Genomic DNA, 22,051 nt, shown 5'->3' with positions numbered 1-22,051 from the left:
CATATGCCCCGGCAAGCCGGGGCATAGAGCGCGAATTGCGCAAGCGCAATTCGGATTCCGGCGCAAGCGCCGGAATGGAATTCCGCAAGCGGAATTCAAAAGGCAGAGCAATTCGCGCAAGCGCGAATTGGGAGCGACCGCGCAAGCGCGGTCGCCGAGGCTGGCAGTAAGGGGAGGTGCATCACGCGCGAGCCTGTGTAGGGCTTGGGATCCCAGCCACCACCCCCGCAATAGAAATGACGGACCATCGGCCTGACGGGGTGCCGGCCCGACCGCAGTGACGGGCTCCGCTGCGCTCCACCCGAACTCCTCCCCCACCCTCGAAACCGGCCGCTCACGTTCATCAATGCCCCGCCAGCCTACACGCTCAACCCTCTGGGTGGTGCAGAATCCGACGATGCGTCACGCGGGGGGACGAACGTCCTGACAGGCTGATGCATCATGTTGTCGAACTGTGTAGCGTTTGTTTTCTGGCCGTACCACCCCGCACCCCGGCGAAAAACTACCCGGCAGAATTCGAGATTGCGCGGCCGTTAATTGCTCAGCCACGGAACGGAAGCCCCGATATGCGAGCGTCAAATTCGACGTGTGGAGGTACCGGAGCTGAACGGCCCCCTAGGGCCGGGCGGCGGAACCGCCCACCGGGCACCGGCCACGCTTCCGTGTTTCTGAGCGTCACGGCCGACACCACCCGAGACGCAGCAACGCTGCTGCCGTCTATGGTCCGCACGGGTCCACGGAGCCGCACGCGAAGCCTCCTCAGCCGTAGATCCTGGCCCCCCACTGAGCCGCACTTCCAGGTCGGCGGGCAGCGGTGTGTCGGTGGTTGAGTCCGACGGCAAGATCCGCTATCACGCGCGCGCACGCTCTAGAGGGGGAAGAGAGATCAGCGTTTCCGCAGGTCAGCGGGTTTTGTGAGTCGTGGGGGTATCACCCCGGGGTGATAAATCAGAGGGTGAGTTATCACCCCGGGGTTGTAAAACCGCCCTCGTTTGTGCGCCTGGTGCACATTGACGCGACCGGGGTGCTGATGGGTGCAGCCCGGTTTGTGCGTCGGGTGCACAAATGGTCAGGTGGCCGGCTCGCGCGTGAGGTCCTGCGGGGAGGGGGGAGATATCACCCCCGGGTGATAGCGACACGCGGAAAGTGCATCTGGGGAACAGGAAAGTGCACGAGGCGCACAATCCAGTATGCTGCGGCAGGCATCATCTACTGATCATGAGGAGCGGAGTCCCCCGATGACGGCACAGCCCCAGCAGCCGCGCCGGAGGCCGGCCCCGGCCAACGCTCCCCCGCCGCCTCCCCCGAGCGCCTTCCGGATGCCCGGGGCCCTGCGGCAGGCGAACGTGGTCAATCTGCCGGATGGTTACCGGGCCTCTGTGGAGCCGCCGGTCACCAGCGACGGGTTCCTGGGCGAGGACTTCGTCATGGACAGCCAGGTGTTCCTGTGCTGGCTCGCCGACTACTACCGCGACGACATCGTCACCTTGCGGCTGATCGTGCGGATGATGGGCATGCAGAAGCCCGGCGGGACCGTGGAGGCGACGCAGACGAAGCTCGCGGAGCTGCTGAAGGTGAAGCAGTCGCAGATCTCCCGGTCACTGAAGGACGCCGGGCAGAACGGGGTCGTCGTCAAGGTCAAGGCGGGTGAGTACCAGTTGCACCCCAGGCTGACGCTCAGGGGCGGCAGGGTGCCCATCGAGCCGAAGCCCGGTCTTCGCGTAGCGGGCACCATGAAGGTCGACCAGCTCTCGCTGCTGGACGCGATCGAAGAGAATGAAGACCTGCCGGAGGCGTTCCGCGAGCTGCGGACGTTGCCCGACCCGGAGAAGAAGCCGCCCCGGGAGGACAAGGCCCGAGCACGGGCCCGAACCGCAGCCGGACAGGCGCGGCCCGAGGAGGATGGGACGTCATGACGATCGCCGTGGAAAGCATGGTTCCCGAGTACGTCTGGACGGCCAACAACGCTCTCGCGTTCACGCCCAGGAACATGCCGCCGGCCGCGTACCCGATCCTGGTGCACCTCCTGGGCCGTCAAGAGCCCGGCGGGCGCTGCGTAGCCACCCAGGACGCCATCGCCCGGTTCGTCGGACTGAGCCGCTCGATGGTGACCCGCGGCCTCCAGCACCTCGGCTTCGCGCAGATGGTGTGGAAGGAGGGCAACGGCGTCTACCGGCTCAGCCCGCTCATCGCCGGCTTCCGCACACCCGCGGATCAGCTGGCGGCGATCGGGGCCATGGACGACGACGACCGGTTCGACCACCCTGATTTCCAGGAGCGCTACGAGCGCCGGGTCGCGCAGCACGAGAAGGAACGCCAGGAGAAGGCGGCCCGCCGCCAGCGTCCGGCCGAACCTCCCATCGATCTCGCTTCCCGGCGGAAACGCTGACCTTCTGAGTCGCGCGGCGCCGCACCCCTCGGTCCTCGGGGTGCGGCGCCTTCTTCATACCTGACCGCAATCAAGTCGGTAGCACTAGCTAAACCGCGTTGTTCTGGAGGAGCAGAACAAACGACGGTCCCTCGCAGCGCGGGAGCCGTATGCAGCAGCCGTGCATGGATCCCCTGGCTTTATTCACGAAAAAACGTGAACGAAGCCACCCTGGGTGAAGGCAGCTCAGGTGTTGTGGCGCCTGCCCTGTTTGTCGCAGGGGGGGTTGGCTTCGGTGTGGTGGGCGAGGAAGTCGTGGGTGGCCTGGCGTTCGACTTCGGTGATGGCGGTGGGTTTGATGTCGATGATGCCGCCGAAGGGGCGGTCCACATCCCGGATGATGCACAACGTGGCGGTCAGGAGCCCGGTGATGACGGTGAGCGTGATGATCTGGCCGCGGTTGTTGCGGCGGGGAATGCACGTGCCCAGGGCCATCACGGTGATGACAAGGGTGGCGAGCAGGAACCACAGGATCGCGCTGGGGATGCTCGCGGTGGCCTGCGTCAGGCGCTCCTCACGCTCGTCGGAGCGCTTGGTGTCGGCGCTGACCAGCATGCCGAAGACCGGTTTGCCTTCGACCTCGCGAAACACGTGGCGCAGGTCGGTGGACCAGACGCTGGGGGCCGGCGAGCCCTTCCCGTCGGCCATGGAGGGCCATTCCCGCTGGCGTACGGCGCGGGCGTAGCAGACGGCATCCGCCTGGATCTTGGACCGCTGTGCTTCGGGCGCGTACTCGGCGCTCTCCACGAGCTGGTCGACGGCCCGGGCCTCGCCGCGTGCGGCGACCTCGGCCTTGCCGTAGGAGCCGTTGGCGGTGACCAGGACGAAGGCGAGGAGCAGTACGGTCAGCGTCAGCAGCGGGCCGACCAGGTCTTTGACACACATGCCAGCGTCGTCGTCCTCACTCACGAGCCGGGGCCGCAGGAATCGGTTGGCGGCAAGACCCGCCAGCAGAGCCAGGACAGCGACGACGATGATCAGGATCACGAACGGCCACCTCCGGGGAGAGCGGGGCGCCGCTTTTTGGGCAGCGGCACCGGGATCATCTCCCGCAGTGCACACGGTCCCCGCCTGGAGAAGCGTCGCTTGGCTTCGAATGAGCGACGTCTCTTGGGCCAAAGAGCCCCCGCTCCGCCGCGAGCACGTCCCGCCGTGGTGCAGCGTCGTCTCAGCTACGGGGCCTGGATGGGCGAGCAGGTCCTGGGGACTGAGCCCGGGGCCAGGACGCGAAGCCCAAGCCGCGCCGTACGCGGGCCGGCCCATTGCCAGCTGCTCGTGGTTGGTGCCGTCGGTAGGGGTCGCCAACGTGTCCGAGGAGCCCCCGGCTGGTGGTGCTTGTTCGTCACGGCCGGAACTACCCGAGACTCAGAGCCGCTGGTGTCGCCCACGACCCGCACGAGCGCCCGGCGCCGCACGCGGCCGCTTCAGCTACGTCGGGTCCGGGAGGACGGGTGCGGGTGACCTCAGCCACTGATATATGGCGAGATCAAGAAACCGAGGGTCAGACAGCCGCAAATCTTGTGATGCGTACCGGGTGAGGGGACATATCGCGGTCGATGTGTACCGGCTGAGGGCGCACATCGACCGTCCAATGTCAACTAGAGGCGACACGGTTTCCCGCGGTATGTCAACTAGAGGCGACATTCGGCGACAGATGTGTCCCGGGTGCGGGCCGTGGGACGTAAGGGGGAGATCTGTCCCTCCTGGGGGACACAACTCGTGCGGCATGTCGTGTCGAAGCCTGCCCGCGGCCTACCGCGTGCTGCTGAAGATGCGCGCCCACAGCGAGCCGGGCGGCCGGATCGAGGTCGACCAGGTCACCCTTGCGCAGATGCTCAGCCTGAGCCGGGCCGCCGTGAACGCTGCGTTGCGCGACCTGGACCTGGCGCAGCTGGTGAAGAAGAAGCGGGCCGGCGTCTACCAGCTCAACCCCATGCTCGCGGCCTACCTCTCCCCCGAGGACGCCATCGCGGCCGTCAAGGCGATGCCGAAGAACGAGCGCCTGAACGCGCCCGGCCTCGTGGAGCGCTACCGGAAGGCCGTGGCGGCTGTGTACACGGTGCTCCGGGCGGAAGGCGCTTGTTCCGGAGAACTAGAACAAGTCGGTACCCCTGGTGATACCCGACAGGCCCGTGTGGTGGTCCCCTGGAGGGGAAAGCCGCAGGCAGGACGGCCCCCACGCGTTCCCGGAACGCCGCCCCACGTGCCGCCCGCCAGCGTCCAGGCCGACGCGGTACGAGTGGAACGTGCCGTACAACTTCGGCCTCCACTTCACCCAGGAGCTGGGCAACCGCTTCGGCTCGCCCACCGGCAGCTGGCCCGCAACCGCGGAGCGGGTGTCCCTGTTCCTCGCGATCGTCGTGGACGCCCTGGGCGTGGACGACGGCCTTGCGGTGGCTCGATGCCCACCGACGCCCCCGACGGTCACAGATCGTCTGCCGCGATTAGCTCTGCGCGCGTCCGTGTCACCGTCAGCTGGTGCGGGTCATCGGCCGGCCACTCCTCGCGGCCGGGGGCCCGCAGCCAGATGACGCCGTCACGGACGTCGGTGACGATAGCGCGACGGAGTCCGTCCTGAACTTCGTCTCCCACCCGAGGTCGGCGGTTCCCGGTCACCACTCGCTCACCTGATCCAGACAGTGGCGTCCGAGGTCAACCATGCCGATGACTGCCGAGAGGGCGCAGAGGTCGCCGGTGGTGTGCGGCGGCACGGCCCAGTACGTACCGGGCGGGGTCAGGACGTCGGTGCGCGGGACGCCGAGACAGGACTCAGTCCCCAGAAAGGACACCCTCTTGTGCGGCCACACACGCTTGGGGACGCAGGGCACCAGCGCGTAGTAGTGGGTGCTGAAGGCGTCGCAGATCACCGGTCCGCCCAGCATGCCGAGAGTCGCCGTCACGGCCGCCGTCATGTCCGTATCCGACACGTCCGTGCAGGCTGCCGCGTGCACGAGCCGCGCCGGGAGCCGTACCGCGCTGAAGCGGCGTCCGCAAAGAAGCAAGGCCACGCGGCGCTCACTCCACTCGCGGAAGGTTTGCGCGGCGCCGGGGTGGCTGTCGTCGAACTCCGCGCCGGGGGGCAGGTCTGCCCGCGCGAACCAGTCGCTGATCGTGGTGTCCGCGGCCGTCCGCATAAGCGGGCCTGCCTGGCTGCGGAGTGGCGCGTTAGCGTGGGTCATGTCGTCAACCCTTCCGGTTGATGGCCATGCCCCCGGGCCGTGACAGCGGTCGCGGGGGTCTTCTTCGTAGAGTCAACGCCCCTGATCACACGGCGACTTGCACAGAACTTGCACAGAGCCGATGCGGGTACTCGTCCGGCCTGTGAGCATGGTTTGGAAGGGTTCGTCTCCTAGGAAGCTGATCGCTATGGGCACCACCACAGACCCGGCTCCGGGCGCGCGCGTCGCTCTGTTGCGCAAGGCCCGCGGCCTCTCCCAGACCGCACTCGCCCGCAAAGCGCATGTGTCCCTCTCCCTGCTGAGCAAGGTCGAGGTCGGGGACCGCCCGCTCACCCCCGCCGCGGCGACCGCGCTCGGGGGTGCCTTGGGCCTGAGCATGGCGGAGGTGCAGGGGCGCGCATCCGTCGCGGCCGATGATGAGCTGCTGCTCTCTGAGCTGCGCTCCGCCATGCGGGACTTCGACATGCCCGTCCACGAGGACGTGTCCGAGGGGCGCGTGGCGGCCGGCCTGGAAATGGCGGACCGTCACCGGGATCAGGTCGACGTCGCCGCCCTCATGACAATGCTGCCCGCGCTGCTGCGCGACGCCACCGCGCACGCGCACGCGGAGAACTCCCCCACGTCCTGGTCGGCGCTCGCCGACGTCTACAGCACGGTGTACTGGCTCGCCGCGCGCCACCGATGGATGGACCTTGCCGAGCTGGCGGTGACGCGGCAGCGGTGGGCGGTCGAGCAGCAGCCCAACCCGGTCGGCGTGGCCTTCGCCGCCCGCGACCGCGCGGGAACCTACCTCAATTTCGGCGACGTCGACCACGGCCTGGACGTCGTCGACCGGGCGATTGCAGCCGTGCAGTCCGCCCCGGTCTCCACCGTGGACCGTGACCTTGCAATGGGCGTTCTCAACTTGCGCGGCATGACCCTCGCGGGACGGCTCCCGGACAAGCGGGAGGCCGCCCGGGAGGCGGAACGGCACATCAAATCGGCGTGGCGGGCAGCTGCTTCTTTCAGCTCAGACATCGAGGCGCACGGGTTGACCTTCGGGTCACAGAACACGTTCACGCACGTGCTCGCCACTCGGGTGGACCTAGGCCGACCGCGGGCCGCGCTCACCCTCACCGACGATTTGGACGCAGCCTTGGCAGGGCTCCCGCCGACCCGCGTCGCCCCGACCCGCATCAACTACGCGCGCGCCCAACTCGACGTGGGCGACAGAGACGGCGCGCTGGAGAACTTGGTCGCCGCGTTCGACGTGGCGCCGCAGATGGCCCGTATCCACCCCATGGGCCGCGAAGTACTGCGCGTCCTCTCCTCGCTGCACCGCCGCTCAAACCCCGCGCTGCTAAGGCTGTCCAAGCTCTCAGGCGTTCCCCTCTGAGCTCCGCTCTCTGACGGAAGCGGCGCCCCCCGTCGAACGGGAGATGACCCTCTGCACGGGCCCCTGTGAGACGATCTCCTGGCGCAACCCGGCATCGCAGACCAACCACCAGATTCCGGGGTGAAACAACGGGAGAAAACGCCTCTGAGGCAACGACGCCGTTGCCCAGTCGGGGAAGCTCGGTCTGCTGTTACTCGGTCGGTTCGACGCCTGCTCGCAGTAGGCCGTAGGTGTATGCGTCTGCGAGGGCCTGGCAGGAGGCGGCGAGGATGTTGTCGCCGACTCCGACGGTGGACCATACGCCGGTGGCGTCGGTGGTCGAGATCAGGACTCGGGCGGCCGAGGTGGTGCCGTGGGCTTCTTCCAGGATGCGGGTCTTGTAGTCGACCAGTTCCAGTTTGGCGAGTTCGGGATAGATGCGTTCGAGTCCGGCGCGCAGCGCGCGGTCGAAGGCGTTGACGGGGCCGGTGCCTTCGGCGGTGGCGACGATGCGCTCGTTGTGGGCCCAGAGCTTCACGGTGGCTTCGTTGGCGTGTGTGCCGTCGGGGCGGTCCTCAGCGATGATGCGCCAGGATTCGATGCTGAAGTGGCGTTGGAGAGGGTCCGGCATTTCCTCGCGGAGGAGGAGTTCGAAGGAGGCGTCAGCGGCTTCGTAGGTGTAACCGAGCCGCTCTTGTTCTTTGACGCGGGTGACGACGCGGGCGGCCAGGTCCCGGTCGTTGCCGAGGTCTATTCCGAGTTCCTTGGCCTTGAGTTCGATGGAGGCGCGGCCGGCCATGTCGGAGACGAGCATCCGTATGTGGTTGCCGACCAGCGTGGGTTCGATGTGCTGGTAGAGGTCCGGGTCGATCTTGATTGCGGAGGCGTGCAGGCCCGCCTTGTGGGCGAAGGCGGAGACACCGACGTATGGCTGGTGTGTGGAGGGGGCGAGGTTGACGATCTCGGCGATGGTGTGCGAGATGCGGGTCATTTTGGGCAGCGCGCCTGGGGGCAGTACGCGCTTGCCGTATTTGAGTTCGAGGGCGGCGGTGACCGGGAAGAGGTTGGCGTTGCCGACGCGTTCGCCGTAGCCGTTGGCCGTGCACTGTACGTGGGTGGCGCCGGCGTCGACGGCGGCGAGGGTGTTGGCCACCGCGCAGCCGGTGTCGTCCTGGGCGTGGATGCCCAGGCGGGCGCCGGTGTCCGCGGCGACGGTGGCCACGACCGCGTGGACCTGGGCGGGGAGCATGCCGCCGTTGGTGTCGCACAGGACGACCACGTCGGCGCCCGCCTCGGCGGCGGTGCGGACGACGGACTTGGCGTACTCGGGGTTGGCGCGGTAGCCGTCGAAGAAGTGCTCGCAGTCCACGAAGACGCGCCGCCCCTGCCCGCGCAGGTAGGAGACGGTGTCGCGGACCATCTCCAGGTTCTCGTCCAGGGTGGTGCGCAGGGCCAGTTCGACGTGGCGGTCGTGGGCCTTGGCGACGAGGGTGATGACCGGGGCGCCGGACGCGAGCAGGGCGTTCACCTGCGGGTCGTCGGCCGCCCTGGCGCCCGCGCGACGGGTCGCGCCGAACGCCACCAGCTGGGCGTGGGCGAATTCGATCTCGGCCTGCGCCCGCGCGAAGAACTCGGTGTCCCGCGGATTGGCACCGGGCCAGCCGCCCTCGATGAAGCCCACCCCGAAGTCGTCCAGATGCCGGGCGATGGTCAGCTTGTCCGCGACGGTCAGGTTGATGCCCTCGCGCTGAGCACCATCGCGCAGCGTCGTGTCGAAGACGTGGAAGGAATCGTCGGTCCGGGGTGTGCCGGCGGTGCCGTTCATGCTGACCGGACTCGGGTCGTGGCGTTCCGCGGGGGGTGCGGGGTGCTTGTGCCTGTCCGTGCTGGGGGAAGACCTGGCACTTTCACGGTGGTCTCCTCGTCCTCGTGTCTGTCTCTGCTGCGGGCGTTCGACACGGTACTCGCGAGGAGGGGTCAACAGGCCTTGTTCAAGCGGCTGTTGGGCTTTCTGTCAGGCGGAGCTGTTGTTGCGGGCGAGGCGGACTTCCAGGCCGTCGAGGGTGCACTGGAGTCCGTAGTCGAAGGTTTCGTCGCGGACTTTGCGGGGGTCCTTGCCCTTCTGGGCGGCATGGCCTTCGGCCAGGCGGGGGTGGTCGCGGGTGGCTTCTTCCAGGGCCGGGCGCAGGCTGTCCACCCAGTCCCGCTCGGTGCTGCCGCTGCGGGCGATCATCGACAGGTATGCGGCCTCGGAGGTGGCTACGCCGATGACGTAGGCGACGACGGTGCTCATGACGCGGTCTGTCTCTTGGGGGGAGAAGCCGGCGGCTTCGAAGATGGCGAGCATCTGGTCGGACATCTGCATCACGTTGGGCCCGAGGTGTGACAGGCCGACCTGGCCGAGTACGGAGGCGACCCAGGGGTGGCGCAGTGCCATGGCGCGCAGGCTGTTCGCGGCTTCCGCGGCCGCGGCCCGCCACTGGGTCCGGTCGGTGACGGTCGGGATGCGCAGTTCGCCGTAGACCTCGTCGACGACGAGTTCGATGAGTTCGTCTCTGTTGGCGACGTGGCGGTAGATCGACGTGGCGCCTGCGTTCAGCCGGCTGCCGAGGCTGCGCATGCTGAGTGCTTCGATTCCTTCCGCGTCCAGTAGTTGTACGGCTTCTGCGACGATGCGCTCGCGGGTGAGCGGCTCGCGCTGCCGACGCGGGCGGGTCCATACGGAGGGGATCGGCTGCTGGTTGGCCTGCTGCATGTGTCCTCGCCCTTCTTGTTGTCGCCCGCCACCCTAGCCCATGGTGTGCGCAATAGGGTACGTCGTGCGCATCGTTCGTTCCCGCTCCGGCGCGGGATGCGGCGGGGCCATATCGCGCCAACCGCGGGTGAGCGCCGACGGCGGGTCGCGTGACGCTTTGCGGGCCCGCGGCTGCCCTCCGCGCGCGCTCGGCACCGCGACTTTGCGCCATGAGTCCCGCGTGGGCAACAGCTCAGGCTCTGGTGCCCACGGCCGGGCTCTCCCGTGTACCGGTTGAGCGCCTTCCGCTTCCTGGGGGCCGCACTTTACGCTCAAGATCACAGCCTCCACCTCGGTGCTCCGTGCGGTCCGCGCGGGCAGGCGCGCCCTCCCCGCGGGGCGCCCGCCGAGGCGGGCGACGCGTCCAGGTTCCGTCCGGTCCGGTCGGAGGCAGGCGCGTTCCGCGAGCACACGCAAACAACTCACACCATTGCGAACGATGCGCCCACGTGCGTACAGTGTTCGCGTATGGGGAACGCCATCCGCAACATCGAGGGAGTAGCTATGCCGAAGAGCCTGAGCTGGGACACACGCGGCAACTGGGCGGCCACGGGCGACTGGGGAGTGAGCGACTCCGACGGTCACAACCTGTACTTGGGACACTGGCAGGCACGGCTCGACCGACTCCGCATCGCGCACCACGTTCCCGGTGCCACGCTGGCCGTCCTCGTCGACGGAAACGTCCACGAACTGGCGAGCGGCGTTCTGCACCGCGGAACCGGAGTGGACGCGACCCCCGATTCGGTGTTCCAGCTCGGGTCCCTCGCCAAGATCTACACCGCCACCCTGATCATGCAGCTCGTGGACTCCGGCGCACTCGACCTCGACGCTCCGGTACGGGATGTGCTGCCGGACTTCGTCGTCGCCGACGAGGAGGCCACGCGCACCATCACCACGCGGCAACTGCTCTCCCACACCAGCGGGCTCACCTGCGACTTCACCTATGACTCGGGCCGGGGCGACGACTGCCTGGCCCGCTATGTGGAGGCCGCCAGGGACGTGGGGCTCGACTGCCCTCCCGGCACCGCCGTCTCCTACAGCAGCCTCGGCTACAACGTGCTCGGCCGCGTCATCGAGGTGCTCACGGGGCAGACCTGGGACGAGGCGCTCAGGGGACGGCTCCTGGTTCCGCTCGGCCTCACGGGCACGATGACGCTCCCCGAGGAAGCACTCGCCCACCGGACGGCGATGGGTCACCTGGGCGAGCTGGGCGAGGAGCCCACTCCCGCCCCCGCGTGGGACCTCATGCCGCGTTCCGCGGGCCCCTACGGGCGGGTGCTCGCCACCGCCGGCGACGTGGCCCGTCTCGTCAGGATGCACCTGGCGAACGGCACGACCCCCGACGGTGTGCGGGTGCTGAGTCCGCAGAGCGTCGCCGCGATGCAGCGGCGCGAGGTGGACGTCCCCGACAAGTGGACGGTCAGCGCGGACGGCTGGGGCCTTGGCTGGACGTTGTACGACTGGTCCGGCATCCCGGGCTTCGGGCACGACGGCGCCTCCATCGGCCAGTACGGCTTCCTGCGCGTGGCGCCCTCGGCGGGCGTGGCGCTCGTCCTGCTCACCAACGGCGGCGACGCCCGCCAGCTCTACGCCGATCTCTTCGACGAGCTGCTCCACGAGCTCGCCGAGGTGCGGATGCCCGCCCCCTTCGGGCCGCCCGCACAGCCGCCGGCGGTGGACCTCGCTCCGCTGTGCGGGACGTACAAGCGTGAGGGCGTCGAGATCACCGTCACCCAACAGGACGGCACGGCCCACCTGGTGTACGCGTTCGTCGACGGCATGAAGGACTTCTCGCCGCCGCTGGAGATGGACCTCGTCCCCGTCTCCCCGACGGTGTTCGCCGGCCCCGGCAGCGGCGCCTACAGCGCCGACTGGATGCCGGTCGTCTTCTCGACCCTGGCCGACGGCACGGCATGCGTGTACATCGGGATGCGGGCGGCCCCGAAGATCGCCTGAGACCAGGGGGGCGTCGGGGCCGGGTGGCCTTCGGCCCCCCACGGCGGCCCGGCGCGCCGCCTTCGGTGTACGGGGCTGCGTCTCTGGCGAGGCGCGCTCCCCTGCGGGCAGGATCGGGGAATGACCAGTCTCGCCACCGGACTCCCCACGCTGCGCCGCTTCTCCTCTCCCGACGATGTCACTCCCGCGATGCGCCAGGCCCTCACCGATTGCTGGATCGAGGTCACCAACGCGGGTGGTGCCGCGGGCTTCCACCGGCCGCCCATCGACGCGCGCCAGGCCGCCCCGGCCGTCGACCGTCTCGTCAGCCGCCTGTCTCCCGTGGCCAGCCGCCTGGTGACGGCCTGGCTGGACGAGGAGCTCGTGGGCTGGCTCAACGTACGGTGTGACCCCTCCGAACTGGTGGCGCACTGGGGCACCTTGCATCACGTGCAGACCCGCACCACGGTCCGCGGTCTGGGCATCGGCTCCGCCCTGATGCGTGAGGCCCGCCGGGTCGCCCGGGACGACATGGGTCTGGAGCAGCTTCATCTGACCGCCCGGGGCGGCAGTGGCCTGGAGGACTTCTACGGGCGGCTCGGGTGGCACGAGGTGGGGCGCTGGCCGGCGGCCTTCCGGCTCGGCCCGGGCAACGACCAGGACCAGATCCTGATGATCCTCTCGCCCCTCTGATCGCCCCTCTGATCGCCCCTCTGATCGCCCCTCTGAATGGTTTCCGGAAAAGCGACCGACCGGTGTGCCTTCTCTCAGCGCGTGGTGTGCAACCCAGACGATTTGGGCACTTGAAAACCGCCTGATTGGTCTTCTTATGGGTCGTCAGCGAGATGGGACATCGGGGACATCACGACCGGAGAGCGGTGAACGCGGCCCGTAGGCGAAGCCTTGGCCGCGTTCACCGCTCTCCGGTCGTGTCGTTCGTGTTCGTGTTCGTGTCAGCGCGTGGTCAGGACCTGGTCGGGGGCGGTGCCGTCCACCTCCTGCGTCGGCTTCGGGGCGACGGGCGTGTCCTTGCGTTCGCGCATGAGGAAGAAGGCCAGGACGGCGGCGCCCACGACGCCGGCGGCGCCGACCTGGAAGCTGGCGGACATGCCGTCGGTGAAGGCGTCGTTGACGAACTTCAGAAGTCCGGGCCGGGAGTCGGCCACGGCGAGTGCCTCACCGATCGACTCGCGGGCCGCCTGCGGGGCGTCGGCCGGCATGTTGCTGGTGAACGTGTGGGTCATGACGGCGCCGAGGACGGCGACGCCCAGTGCCGCGCCGGCCTGCTGAATGGTGTCGTTCAGCGCGGAGCCGACGCCCGCGTGCTCCTCGGGGATGGCTCCCATCATGGCCGCCATCGCCGCGGGCATCGCCAGGCCGCTGCCCGCGCCCATCAGGCACATGGCGCCGGCCAGGACGCCCCAGCTGTCGCCGACGGAGAGGGTGGAGAGCAGGGCGAAGCCGGAGGCGATGACCAGCAGCCCGAGGACCGCCATGGCCCGGTTGCCCGTCTTGGCGATCAGTGAGGCGCCGAGGGTGTTGAACACCAGGGTGGCGACGGCCAGCGGGGTGAAGGCGAGACCCGTCTGTGTGGGGGTGTAGCCGAGGACGAACTGCAGGTACTGGGTGAGGACGAGCATCAGGCCGCCGTTGGCCAGCGTCAGCAGGACGAGGGAGAAGCTCGCGCCGGTGAAGACCCGGTCGCGGAAGAGGGCGAGCGGCACCATCGGGGAGTCGTGGCGCTTCTCCCAGACGGCGAACCCCACCAGGGAGAGCACGGTCACCGCGAGCGAGAGCTGGGTGCCGGTGTGGCCAAGGCCGCCCTTGGGCAGTTCGTTGATGGTCCACACCAGGGCGCCCACGCCGACGACGGACAGCACCATGCCGAGCGGGTCGGCCTTGCGCCAGGGCCCCTTGGACTCCGGCATCAGCACCATGGCCGCCACGATGGCGAGCACGGCGATCGGCACGTTGATGAGGAAGACCACGCCCCACCAGTAGTGGGCGAGCAGGGCGCCGCCGAGGACCGGGCCGCCGACCAGGCCGACCATGGCCACCGCGCTCCAGGCCGCGATCGCCTTGGGCCGCTCGGCCTCGTCGAAGACGGTGATGAGGATCGACAGCGTGCTCGGCATCACCAGCGCGCCGCCGACGCCCATCAGGACGCGGCCGAGGATGAGCTGCTCAGGGGTGGCGGCGACCATGCCGATGAGGGAGGCCGCGCCGAAGATCGCGAGGCCGATGATCATCACCTTCCGCCTGCCGAACTTGTCGGACAGGCTTCCCGCGGTCAGCAGGAGACCGGCGAAGACCAGCATGTACGACTCAAGGACCCACTGGATGTCCTGAGCACTGGCCTGCAGATCCTCAGTGATCGTCGGGACCGCGACGGTGAGCACCATGTTGTCGATTACCAGCACGAGCGTACTGAGGCACAGCACGACCAGGATGAGCCAGCGTCGTGGGTGACGTTCCATCATTCAACCTTTCGAACGGCATGAGCCCGGCGACCGAAGCCGACAGGGAGGGGCTACCCGCAAATTATCAAACCAACTTCGCGGTTTTTTCTAGCCCCTTTTCGGTCTCACTTGTTGCAATGGAGTCACGGGGCAACCGCGTGCCCGGCACCCGCGGCCCTGAGGACGGCGGGCAGCCGGAGCAGGAACAGGTCCACGTCGCGGTCGGAGAGGATCAGCGGCGGAGCGAGCCGGATCACGTCCGCGGCGGCGGCGTTCACGAGCAGTCCCGCTTCCTGGGCCGCCTGCTGGACCCGCGGTGCGACGTCCTCGCTCAGCACCACGCCCAGGAGGAGACCCGCCCCTCGTACCTCTTTGATGAGGGGGTGGTTCAGGTCCTCGATCCCGCGCCGCAGGCGCTCACCCGTCCGCCGCACCTGGTCGAGCAGCCGGCCCTCGGCGAGGGTGGCCAGCACGGCGAGCGCGGCGGCGCACACCACCGGGTTGCCGCTGAAGGTGGAGCCGTGGGTGCCCGGCGCGAGGAGAGCGGCCGCCTTGCCGAAGGCGAGAGTGGCTCCGATGGGCAGACCGCCGCCCAGGCCCTTGGCGAGGGTGACGACGTCGGCCTCGACGCCCTGGCTCTGGGCCGCGAACCAGTGGCCGGTGCGCCCGATGCCCGTCTGGATCTCGTCGAGGACCAGCAGGGTGCCGGTCGCGGCCGTGATCTCGCGCGCCGCGGTGAGATAGCCGGGCGGCGGCACGAGTACGCCGGCCTCGCCCTGGATGGGTTCGAGGATGACGAGCGCGGTGTCGTCTCTGACCGCGGCGCGCAGTGCCTCGGTGTCTCCGTAGGGGACGAAGGTGACGTCGCCGGGCAGGGGCTGGAAGGGGTCGCGCTTGGCGGGCTGTCCGGTCAGGGAGAGGGCGCCCATGGTGCGGCCGTGGAAGCCTCCTTGGGCGGCGACCATGTGCGTGCGGCCGGTGAGCCGGCCGATCTTGAACGCGGCCTCGTTGGCCTCGGCGCCGGAGTTGGCGAAGTAGACCCGGCCGGTGCGGCCGGTCAGGGACAGGAGGCGCTCGGCCAGTGCCACGGTCGGTTCGCAGATGAAGAAGTTGGAGACGTGGCCGAGCTCGGAGACCTGGTGCGCCACGGCCTGCGTCACGGCGGGGTGGGCGTGGCCCAGGGAGTTGACGGCGATGCCGCCGAGCAGATCGAGGTACTCCCGGCCGTCGGCGTCCCACACCCGGGTGCCTTCGCCGCGGACGAGCGCGAGCCGCGGGGTGCCGAAGTTGTCCATCATGGCGCCCTGCCAGCGGCGGGTGAGTTCGGCGTTGCCGGAGGAGGCGTTGCCGAAGGGGGCGTTGCCGAAGGGGGCGTTGCCGGAGGAGGCGTTCACGCGGCCGCGCCGTCGGCCGGCTCGTCGGGTACGACCATCGTGCCGATGCCCTCGTCGGTGAAGATCTCCAGCAGGACCGAGTGCCGTACGCGGCCGTCGATCACCCGGGCGCTGCGGACGCCGTTGCTGACGGCGTGCAGGCAGCCGCGCATCTTGGGGATCATGCCGCTGGCCAGCTGGGGGAGCAGGGCCTTCAGTTCCTGGCCGGTGAGGCGGGAGATGACCTCGTCGCTGTGCGGCCAGTCGCGGTAGAGGCCCTCGACATCGGTGAGGATCATCAGCACCTCGGCGTCGAGCGCGGCGGCCAGGGCGGCGGCGGCGGTGTCGGCGTTGACGTTGTAGACGCCGCCCTCGGCGGCGTCGGCGTCATCGGTGCTGCGGGCGATCGAGGAGACGACGGGGATGCGGCCGTCATCCAGGAGGGCGCGGACGACTCCGGCGTCGATGCCGGTGATCTCGCCGACGCGGCCGATGTCCACGCGTTCGCCGTCGATCTCGGCGTAGGCCCGGTCGGCGGTCATCAGGCGGGCGTCCTCACCCGTCATGCCGACGGCGTGCGGCCCGTGCCGGTTGAGCAGCCCGACGAGTTCCCGCTGGACCTGACCGGCCAGCACCATCCGCACCACGTCCATGGTTTCGTCCGTGGTGACCCGCAGTCCCGCGGTGAAGTGGGACGCGAGTCCGAGTCTGTCCAGCTGCTTGTTGATCTGCGGGCCACCGCCGTGGACGACGACGGGTCTGAGGCCGGCGTGGTGGAGGAAGAGGATGTCCTCGGCGAAGGCGGCCTTGAGCTGGTCGTCGACCATGGCGTTGCCGCCGAACTTGATGACGACGGTCTTGCCGCGGTGGCGTGCGAGCCACGGCAGCGCCTCGACCAGGGCGTCGGCCTTGGGAAGGGCGGTGTGCTTGCGGGCAGCGGCCATTCCGGTGGGGGTGAGGGAGGTCAGCACGGTCATGAGGAGTACTCGCTGTTCTCGTGGACGTACTCGGCGGTGAGGTCGTTGGCCCAGATGACGGCCGAGGCGGTGCCGGCGGCGAGGTCGGCGGTGATCCGGACCTCGCGGCCGCGCATGTCGACCTTGGCGCGGTCCTCGCCGATGGAGCCGTCCCGGCACACCCAGACGCCGTTGATGGCGACGTCGATCCGGCCGGGGTCGAAGACGGCCCGCGTCGTGCCGATGGCGGACAGGACGCGGCCCCAGTTGGGGTCCTCGCCGTGGAGGGCGCACTTGAGGAGGTTGTTGCGGGCGATGGTCCGGCCGACCTCCACGGCGTCGGCCTCGCTGTCGGCGTTCACGACCTCGATCCGGATGTCCTTGCTGGCTCCCTCGGCGTCGCCGATGAGCTGGCGGGCCAGGTCGTCGCAGACGGTACGGACGGCGGCGGTGAACTCCTCGTCGTCCGGGGTGGTCCCCGAAGCTCCGGAGGCGAGCAGCAGCACCGTGTCGTTGGTCGACATGCAGCCGTCGGAGTCGACGCGGTCGAAGGTGAGGCGGGTGGCCTCGCGCAGGGCGGCGTCGAGGCGCGGGGCGTCGACGTCGGCGTCGGTGGTGAGGACGACGAGCATGGTGGCCAGGCCCGGGGCGAGCATGCCCGCGCCCTTGGCCATGCCGCCGACGGTCCAGCCGGCTGCCTCGTAGACGCTGGTCTTGTGCACCGTGTCCGTGGTCTTGATCGCTATGGCGGCCTTCTCGCCGCCGTGCGCGGTCAGTTCCCGCGCGGCCCGCTCGACGCCCGGCAGCAGCTTGTCCATGGGCAGGTGGACGCCGATCAGTCCGGTGGAGGCGACCGCGATCTCGTGGGTGGGGACTCCTCCCAGGGCGCGTGAGGCCGTCGTCACCGTGGTGCAGGTGTCCTGGAAACCCTGCGGGCCGGTGCAGGCGTTGGCGCCCCCGGAGTTGAGGACGACGGCGGTGACGCGGCCGCCCTTGAGGATCTGCTGGGACCACTTGACGGGGGCGGCCTTGACGCGGTTGGAGGTGAAGACGCCCGCGGCGGCGCGGCGCGGTCCGGTGTTGACCACGAGGGCCAGGTCCGGGTCGCCGTTGGTCTTGATGCCGGCGGCTGTCCCGGCCGCCGTGAATCCCTTTGCTGCCGTGACACTCACGGTGCGACTCCGATCGTGGAAAGTCCGGTCGCCTCGGGGAACCCGAGCGCGATGTTCATGCTCTGGATCGCGCCGCCCGCGGTGCCCTTGACCAGGTTGTCGATGGCGCTGATCGCGATGACGCGGTGGGTCATCTCGTCGTAGGCGACCTGGATGTGGGCGGCGTTGGAGCCGTGCACGGACGCGGTGGCCGGCCACTGCCCCTCGGGCAGCAGACGGACGAAGGGCTCTGCCGCGTACGCCTTCTCGTACGCGGTGCGCACGTCGGCGGCGGTGACGCCCGGCCTGGCGGTGGCGCTGCAGGTGGCGAGGATGCCGCGGGCCATCGGGGCGAGGGTCGGGGTGAAGGAGACGGTGACCCGCTCCCCGGCGACCGCGCTGAGGTTCTGGATCATCTCGGGGGTGTGGCGGTGGCCGCCGCCGACGCCGTACGGGCTCATGGAGCCCATCACCTCGCCGGCGAGCAGGTGCGCCTTGGGTGCCCTGCCCGCGCCGGAGGCCCCGGAGGCGGCGGTGATCACGGCCTCGGTCCCGGCGAGGCCGGCGGCGTAGGCGGGGAAGAGGGCCAGCGAGACGGCGGTCGGGTAGCAGCCGGGCACGGCGATACGTGGGCTGCCTTTCAGCGCGGTGCGGTGGCCGGGCAGTTCGGGCAGGCCGTAGGGCCAGGTCCCGGCGTGCGGGGAGCCGTAGAAGCGTTCCCAGTCCGTGGCGTCCGCGAGGCGGAAGTCGGCTCCCATGTCGACCACCAGGACGTCGTCGCCCAACTGCTCGGCGACGGTGGCCGACTGCCCGTGCGGCAGGGCGAGGAGGACGACGTCATGGCCGCTGAGCACCTCGGTGGTGGTGGGCTCAAGGACCCGGTCCGCCAGCGGGGTCAGGTGCGGCTGGAGCGTGCCCAGCGGCTGCCCCGCGTTCGCGTTCCCGGTCAGGGCGCCGATCTGTGCCTCGGGGTGTCCCAGCAGCAGCCGCAGGGCTTCTCCGCCCGCGTAACCGCTCGCCCCCGCCACTGCTATCCGCACGGCCATGTTTCCCCTCCTGATCAGCGACGGCATGAATCTCCATCAGGCGGGAGGCACCCACAACCATCTCGGCCATGTACATGACAAGTTCGGCGGTGCGGGGAGCGCCGGTCGACATCCTGTTCGATGCTGCTGGCGTGCGCTTTTCCGTGCGGCCGGCAGGTCACCGTTTGCCGCCGAAGAGAGCCTCGATGTGGTCGAACCCCTCGGCGCGCAGAGTGGGGGTGGCGTCGAGGGCCCGGGCGTGCTGCGCGCGCACGACGTCCTTCGGCAGCCGCAGATGCGCGGGGCGCCGGGCGTTGCGGTCCAGGCACAGTTGCAGCGGCGTGGTCATGACCAGTGCGACCGCGGGGACGTCGTACCGCTCGGCGAGGGTGAGCAGCCTGGAGCGCACCGCCGCCTCGGTGTGGTCGGCGTCCACGACCGTCGTCAGGCGACGCGCCAGCCGCCTCTCCACCACGCTCCCCAGCGCGTGGACGGCCTCCTCGGTCGCCTCCGGCGCCGGCACCTCGTCGGCGATGAGCTCAAGGAAGGTGTCCAGTTCCAGGACGCTCTCGGGCGGCCAGGAGGCGGCCGTCGTGCTCTTGCCGCTGCCGGACGCGCCCAGCAGCACGATGAGGACCGGGGAGGGGAAAACGGTGTCGGTCACGGCGTCTCCAATACGGATGGCGGGGCGGCGACCCGGCCGGGGCGACGGCACATGCCGGCGAGGCGTCAGCACAGGTTCTACCGCAACGCCCCCCGAAAGCTGCAGTGGCCAACTTCTGCCCGGCGCTGCCGGGGAACGGCGAGAAGGCGCCCTGACAGGGGGTTTCCCCGTCCGGGCGCCTTTCGCGCCTTTCGCTCCTTTCGGCCGGTTGGTTCAGAAGGCCACCGGCAGTCCGCGCAGGTGGCGCCCCTCGCCCGGGAGGTCGAAGTACTCCAGCTCCTCCCGGGCGACGCCGAGCGTGAGGTGCGGGTGCCGGATGAGCAGCTGGTCCAGTACGACCTCCGCCTCCAGCCGGGCGAGCGCCGCCCCGATGCAGTAGTGGGCGCTGTGCCCGAACGCCACATGGCCCACGCCGCGCCCCAGGTCACGGGTGATGTCCAGGCTCTCGGGCGCCTGGTAGGCGTCGGGGTCGAAGTTCGCGGCGAGCAGGGCGCTCGTCACCGCCTCCCCCTTCTTGACCGGCATCCCGGCGAACTCCAGGTCCTGCGTCGCGTACAGGGGGGCGCCCATGGGCACCGGTGAGGTGAAGCGCAGCAGCTCCGGTACGGCGCTGGCGAGGAGTTCCGGCTCGGCGCGGAGGTGGGCGAGCTGCTCGGGGTGGTCGAGGAGGGCGAGGACGGAGCTGGCGATGAACAGCGCGGGCGGGGTGATGCCGGTGTTGATCAGGAGGAGGATCAGGGCGACCATCTCCGTCTCGGTCAGGCCCTCGGGGTCGTTTTTGCCGGAGGTGATCCAGCCGGAGACGAGGTCGTCGGCGGGCCGGGCGGTGCGCCGGGCGATGAGGTCCTTGGAGTGCTCGACCATGTTCCGCAGGGCCGGTATGACCAGGTCGATGTCGCCGGAGGCGTACTCGCGGATCCACGTCCGCATCTGGGGCACATCGGATTCGTCGATCCCGATGAGCGCGCAGATGACCGTCGAGGCGAGCGGATAGCCGACGTCCTCCAGGAGTTCGGCCTGGCCGCGGGCGGCGAGGGGCGCGAGGAGTTCCTTCGTGATCCGCTCAAGGCGGGGGCGCAGGGCGTTGATGCGCCGGGCCGTGAACGACTTGGTGACCAGGTTGCGCAGCCGGGTGTGCTCCGGGCCGTCGGCCAGCACCATGATGCCCAGGTAGTCGCGGTACTCCGCGGGCAGACCGTACGCCTCGATCATCTGCTCGGCGATGCTCGGCCCGTCCTCGGCCAGGCCCGGCACCTTGCCCTGGTCCCTGACGAACCGCGTATCGCTCAGTACGGCCTTGGCGTCCTGCTGGCCGGTGATGAGCCAGACCGGCGTCTCGATGTCGGGCAGGGTCACGCGGACGAGCGGGGCCCGGCGCCGCAGTTCCATGTAGCCGCGTACGGGATCGCTGACGAGTTCCGAGGTCAGCGCGTGGGTCTCGGTCTCGGGCGACGTGATGGTCATGGTGCTCCCCTTCGGACGCGGCCGCGTCGGTGTGGTCGTACGAGGATCGGAAAAAGGGCGTGGGTCTTTGGGCCGGGAGGGCGTCCCCCGGCGCCACAGTGGTGCGGGCGAGGGGTCCCCACAAGTGCCGCCGCTCGTACTCCGATACCGAAGGGGCGGCTCTGACCAGGCACGTTCGCTTTCCGGCGGGTGTACAGCAGCGGGATTTTGGACAGTTGAACACCGCTGGGGAGGCCGGACATGCCGGTGCGCGCCCACCCCGGGGTGAGGGGGAGGGCGCGCACGTGCGGGAGCGGCGTGCGGGTGGCGTCGCGTCCCGCGTCTGTCGTTTCGTCTTCAGAAACGCAGCTCCTGGGTGCAGCATTTGACGCTGCCGCCGCCTTTGAGGAGTTCGGAGAGGTCGGTGCCGTGGGTGCGGAAACCGCGGGCCCTCAGCTGTCCGGCCAGTTTCTGGGCGGCCTCGGGGAGGATGACGTTCAGGCCGTCGCTGACGGCGTTGAGGCCAAGGACGTCCGCGTCCTGCCGGCCGACGAGCAGGGCGTCGGGGAAGAGCCGGGCGAGCACCTCGCGGCTGCCGAGCGTGAACGCCTCCGGGTAGTACATGACCTCGTCTCCGTCAAGGACGCACAGCGCGGTGTCCAGGTGGTAGAAGCGGGGGTCGACCAGTTCGAGGCTGATCACGGGGCGGCCGAAGAACTCCTGCGCCTCCCGGTGTCCTTCGGGGGTGCATCTGAAGCCGCGTCCGGCCAGGATCCAGCTGTCGGTGACGGCGAAGTCCCCCTCGCCCTCGTTGACGTAGCGGGGTTCGTATATCTCGGTGAAGCCGTTCGCGCGGAACCAGGCCCGGTGCGCGGGGGCCTCGGCGGAGCGTTCCGCGTTGAGGAACTTGGCGCCCAGCACCCTGCCGTCCACGACGGTGGCGCCGTTCGCCGAGAAGACCATGTCGGGCAGGCCGGGCTCGGGGTTGACCAGATCCACCCGGTGGCCCAGGGAACGGTAGAGGGCGTAGAGCAGCTCCCACTGCATGAGAGCCAGTTCGTTGTCGACGGGCTTGGCCGGGTCCATCCAGGGGTTGATGGCGTAGCTGACGTCGAAGTGGGCGGGGCGGCACATCAGGTAGTGACGTCGGGTGGCCTTGCGGTCCTGCACCGATACGGAAGTCATGTCATCTCCGGGGTGGGGTGATCAAGTACTGGCGTAGGGGTGCGCACGCGCGGTGGCACACACCGGGATCGGGAGGGTCGAGCCGGGCCCGTTACGGGCGTCGTC

The 22,051-nt window shown here is 69.5% G+C and carries 17 protein-coding genes; 5 read left to right on the top strand and 12 right to left on the bottom strand.

Translation table 11 applies throughout. From position 1 onward, the window contains the following. The first annotated feature begins 1,238 nt into the window (after nucleotides 1-1,238). Nucleotides 1,239-1,916: a hypothetical protein gene (locus ACOBQB_RS09745; protein ID WP_423590626.1), complete on the top strand. Its 678-nt coding sequence runs from the start codon at nucleotides 1,239-1,241 to the stop codon at nucleotides 1,914-1,916. Then, nucleotides 1,913-2,389 (top strand): hypothetical protein, encoded by a 477-nt coding sequence (locus tag ACOBQB_RS09740; protein WP_423590624.1) that lies wholly within the window; start codon nucleotides 1,913-1,915, stop codon nucleotides 2,387-2,389. Before ACOBQB_RS09745 ends, ACOBQB_RS09740 begins: the two co-directional genes overlap by 4 nt. 225 nt (nucleotides 2,390-2,614) lie before the next feature. Here the strand turns inward: ACOBQB_RS09740 and ACOBQB_RS09735 are convergent, their stop codons facing one another. Further along, nucleotides 2,615-3,415, bottom strand: coding sequence for a hypothetical protein (locus ACOBQB_RS09735; protein ID WP_423590622.1), 801 nt, complete (start codon nucleotides 3,413-3,415; stop codon nucleotides 2,615-2,617). Between the two features lie 1,625 nt (nucleotides 3,416-5,040). Then, complete coding sequence (locus ACOBQB_RS09730; protein ID WP_423590620.1) at nucleotides 5,041-5,607, bottom strand: hypothetical protein; 567 nt, start codon at nucleotides 5,605-5,607, stop codon at nucleotides 5,041-5,043. A gap of 187 nt (nucleotides 5,608-5,794) precedes the next feature. On the opposite strand from ACOBQB_RS09730, the gene ACOBQB_RS09725 reads away from it, so the two are divergent. Beyond that, complete coding sequence (locus ACOBQB_RS09725; protein WP_423590619.1) at nucleotides 5,795-6,982, top strand: helix-turn-helix domain-containing protein; 1,188 nt, start codon at nucleotides 5,795-5,797, stop codon at nucleotides 6,980-6,982. A gap of 190 nt (nucleotides 6,983-7,172) precedes the next feature. Here ACOBQB_RS09725 and cimA read toward each other — a convergent pair whose 3' ends face one another. Both cimA and ACOBQB_RS09715 read right to left on the bottom strand, forming a co-directional pair. After that, entirely contained in the window at nucleotides 7,173-8,786 is a 1,614-nt protein-coding gene (gene cimA, locus ACOBQB_RS09720) for a citramalate synthase (RefSeq protein WP_423590618.1), read from the bottom strand. Between the two features lie 189 nt (nucleotides 8,787-8,975). Continuing rightward, complete coding sequence (locus ACOBQB_RS09715) at nucleotides 8,976-9,716, bottom strand: TetR/AcrR family transcriptional regulator (protein ID WP_423590616.1); 741 nt, start codon at nucleotides 9,714-9,716, stop codon at nucleotides 8,976-8,978. A gap of 543 nt (nucleotides 9,717-10,259) precedes the next feature. Between ACOBQB_RS09715 and ACOBQB_RS09710 the strand changes: the two genes are divergently transcribed. Both ACOBQB_RS09710 and ACOBQB_RS09705 read left to right on the top strand, forming a co-directional pair. Beyond that, nucleotides 10,260-11,711 carry a serine hydrolase domain-containing protein gene (locus ACOBQB_RS09710; protein ID WP_423590633.1) on the top strand — a complete coding sequence of 484 codons (1,452 nt, stop codon included), beginning with the start codon at nucleotides 10,260-10,262 and terminating at the stop codon, nucleotides 11,709-11,711. A 120-nt stretch (nucleotides 11,712-11,831) separates the two neighbouring features. Then, nucleotides 11,832-12,383, top strand: coding sequence for a GNAT family N-acetyltransferase (locus tag ACOBQB_RS09705; RefSeq protein WP_423590614.1), 552 nt, complete (start codon nucleotides 11,832-11,834; stop codon nucleotides 12,381-12,383). Between the two features lie 260 nt (nucleotides 12,384-12,643). Here ACOBQB_RS09705 and ACOBQB_RS09700 read toward each other — a convergent pair whose 3' ends face one another. From ACOBQB_RS09700 to ddaH, 8 genes are all read right to left on the bottom strand, one after another. Beyond that, a complete protein-coding gene (locus tag ACOBQB_RS09700; protein WP_423590613.1) occupies nucleotides 12,644-14,167 on the bottom strand; it encodes an MFS transporter in 1,524 nt (507 codons plus the stop codon). A 125-nt stretch (nucleotides 14,168-14,292) separates the two neighbouring features. Then, the gene (locus tag ACOBQB_RS09695) at nucleotides 14,293-15,543 is read right to left on the bottom strand and encodes an acetylornithine transaminase (RefSeq protein WP_423590611.1); all 1,251 of its coding nucleotides are present in this window, start codon (nucleotides 15,541-15,543) and stop codon (nucleotides 14,293-14,295) included. Then, the gene (gene argB / locus ACOBQB_RS09690) at nucleotides 15,540-16,466 is read right to left on the bottom strand and encodes an acetylglutamate kinase (protein WP_423590631.1); all 927 of its coding nucleotides are present in this window, start codon (nucleotides 16,464-16,466) and stop codon (nucleotides 15,540-15,542) included. Before argB ends, ACOBQB_RS09695 begins: the two co-directional genes overlap by 4 nt. A 29-nt stretch (nucleotides 16,467-16,495) precedes the next feature. Continuing rightward, complete coding sequence (argJ, locus tag ACOBQB_RS09685; RefSeq protein WP_423590609.1) at nucleotides 16,496-17,650, bottom strand: bifunctional glutamate N-acetyltransferase/amino-acid acetyltransferase ArgJ; 1,155 nt, start codon at nucleotides 17,648-17,650, stop codon at nucleotides 16,496-16,498. After that, on the bottom strand, nucleotides 17,647-18,675 hold the full coding sequence (gene argC, locus ACOBQB_RS09680) for an N-acetyl-gamma-glutamyl-phosphate reductase (RefSeq protein ID WP_423590608.1): 1,029 nt from the start codon (nucleotides 18,673-18,675) through the stop codon (nucleotides 17,647-17,649). The genes argJ and argC overlap by 4 nt, the downstream gene beginning before the upstream one ends. A gap of 157 nt (nucleotides 18,676-18,832) precedes the next feature. After that, nucleotides 18,833-19,318 (bottom strand): AAA family ATPase, encoded by a 486-nt coding sequence (locus ACOBQB_RS09675; protein ID WP_423590606.1) that lies wholly within the window; start codon nucleotides 19,316-19,318, stop codon nucleotides 18,833-18,835. 213 nt (nucleotides 19,319-19,531) lie between these two features. After that, complete coding sequence (locus tag ACOBQB_RS09670) at nucleotides 19,532-20,782, bottom strand: cytochrome P450 (RefSeq protein ID WP_423590605.1); 1,251 nt, start codon at nucleotides 20,780-20,782, stop codon at nucleotides 19,532-19,534. Between the two features lie 336 nt (nucleotides 20,783-21,118). Beyond that, nucleotides 21,119-21,946 (bottom strand): dimethylargininase, encoded by an 828-nt coding sequence (ddaH, locus tag ACOBQB_RS09665; RefSeq protein WP_423590604.1) that lies wholly within the window; start codon nucleotides 21,944-21,946, stop codon nucleotides 21,119-21,121. Nucleotides 21,947-22,051: the final 105 nt, after the last annotated feature.

Source organism: Streptomyces sp. G5(2025), from assembly GCF_049542075.1.
Taxonomy (GTDB): Bacteria; Actinomycetota; Actinomycetes; order Streptomycetales; family Streptomycetaceae; genus Streptomyces.
This window is presented reverse-complemented; position numbering and strand designations above follow the sequence as displayed.

What these genes read in the sequence shown, in the direction of transcription:
- ACOBQB_RS09700 (WP_423590613.1), bottom strand. Translation starts at nt 14,167, where the DNA reads ATGGAACGTCACCCACGACGCTGGCTCATCCTGGTCGTGCTGTGCCTC.
- ACOBQB_RS09710 (WP_423590633.1), top strand. Translation starts at nt 10,260, where the DNA reads ATGCCGAAGAGCCTGAGCTGGGACACACGCGGCAACTGGGCGGCCACG.
- ACOBQB_RS09745 (WP_423590626.1), top strand. Translation starts at nt 1,239, where the DNA reads ATGACGGCACAGCCCCAGCAGCCGCGCCGGAGGCCGGCCCCGGCCAAC.
- ACOBQB_RS09740 (WP_423590624.1), top strand. Translation starts at nt 1,913, where the DNA reads ATGACGATCGCCGTGGAAAGCATGGTTCCCGAGTACGTCTGGACGGCC.
- ACOBQB_RS09705 (WP_423590614.1), top strand. Translation starts at nt 11,832, where the DNA reads ATGACCAGTCTCGCCACCGGACTCCCCACGCTGCGCCGCTTCTCCTCT.
- argC (WP_423590608.1), bottom strand. Translation starts at nt 18,675, where the DNA reads ATGGCCGTGCGGATAGCAGTGGCGGGGGCGAGCGGTTACGCGGGCGGA.
- argB (WP_423590631.1), bottom strand. Translation starts at nt 16,466, where the DNA reads ATGGCCGCTGCCCGCAAGCACACCGCCCTTCCCAAGGCCGACGCCCTG.
- ACOBQB_RS09730 (WP_423590620.1), bottom strand. Translation starts at nt 5,607, where the DNA reads ATGACCCACGCTAACGCGCCACTCCGCAGCCAGGCAGGCCCGCTTATG.
- ddaH (WP_423590604.1), bottom strand. Translation starts at nt 21,946, where the DNA reads ATGACTTCCGTATCGGTGCAGGACCGCAAGGCCACCCGACGTCACTAC.
- cimA (WP_423590618.1), bottom strand. Translation starts at nt 8,786, where the DNA reads ATGAACGGCACCGCCGGCACACCCCGGACCGACGATTCCTTCCACGTC.
- ACOBQB_RS09715 (WP_423590616.1), bottom strand. Translation starts at nt 9,716, where the DNA reads ATGCAGCAGGCCAACCAGCAGCCGATCCCCTCCGTATGGACCCGCCCG.
- ACOBQB_RS09725 (WP_423590619.1), top strand. Translation starts at nt 5,795, where the DNA reads ATGGGCACCACCACAGACCCGGCTCCGGGCGCGCGCGTCGCTCTGTTG.
- ACOBQB_RS09670 (WP_423590605.1), bottom strand. Translation starts at nt 20,782, where the DNA reads ATGACCATCACGTCGCCCGAGACCGAGACCCACGCGCTGACCTCGGAA.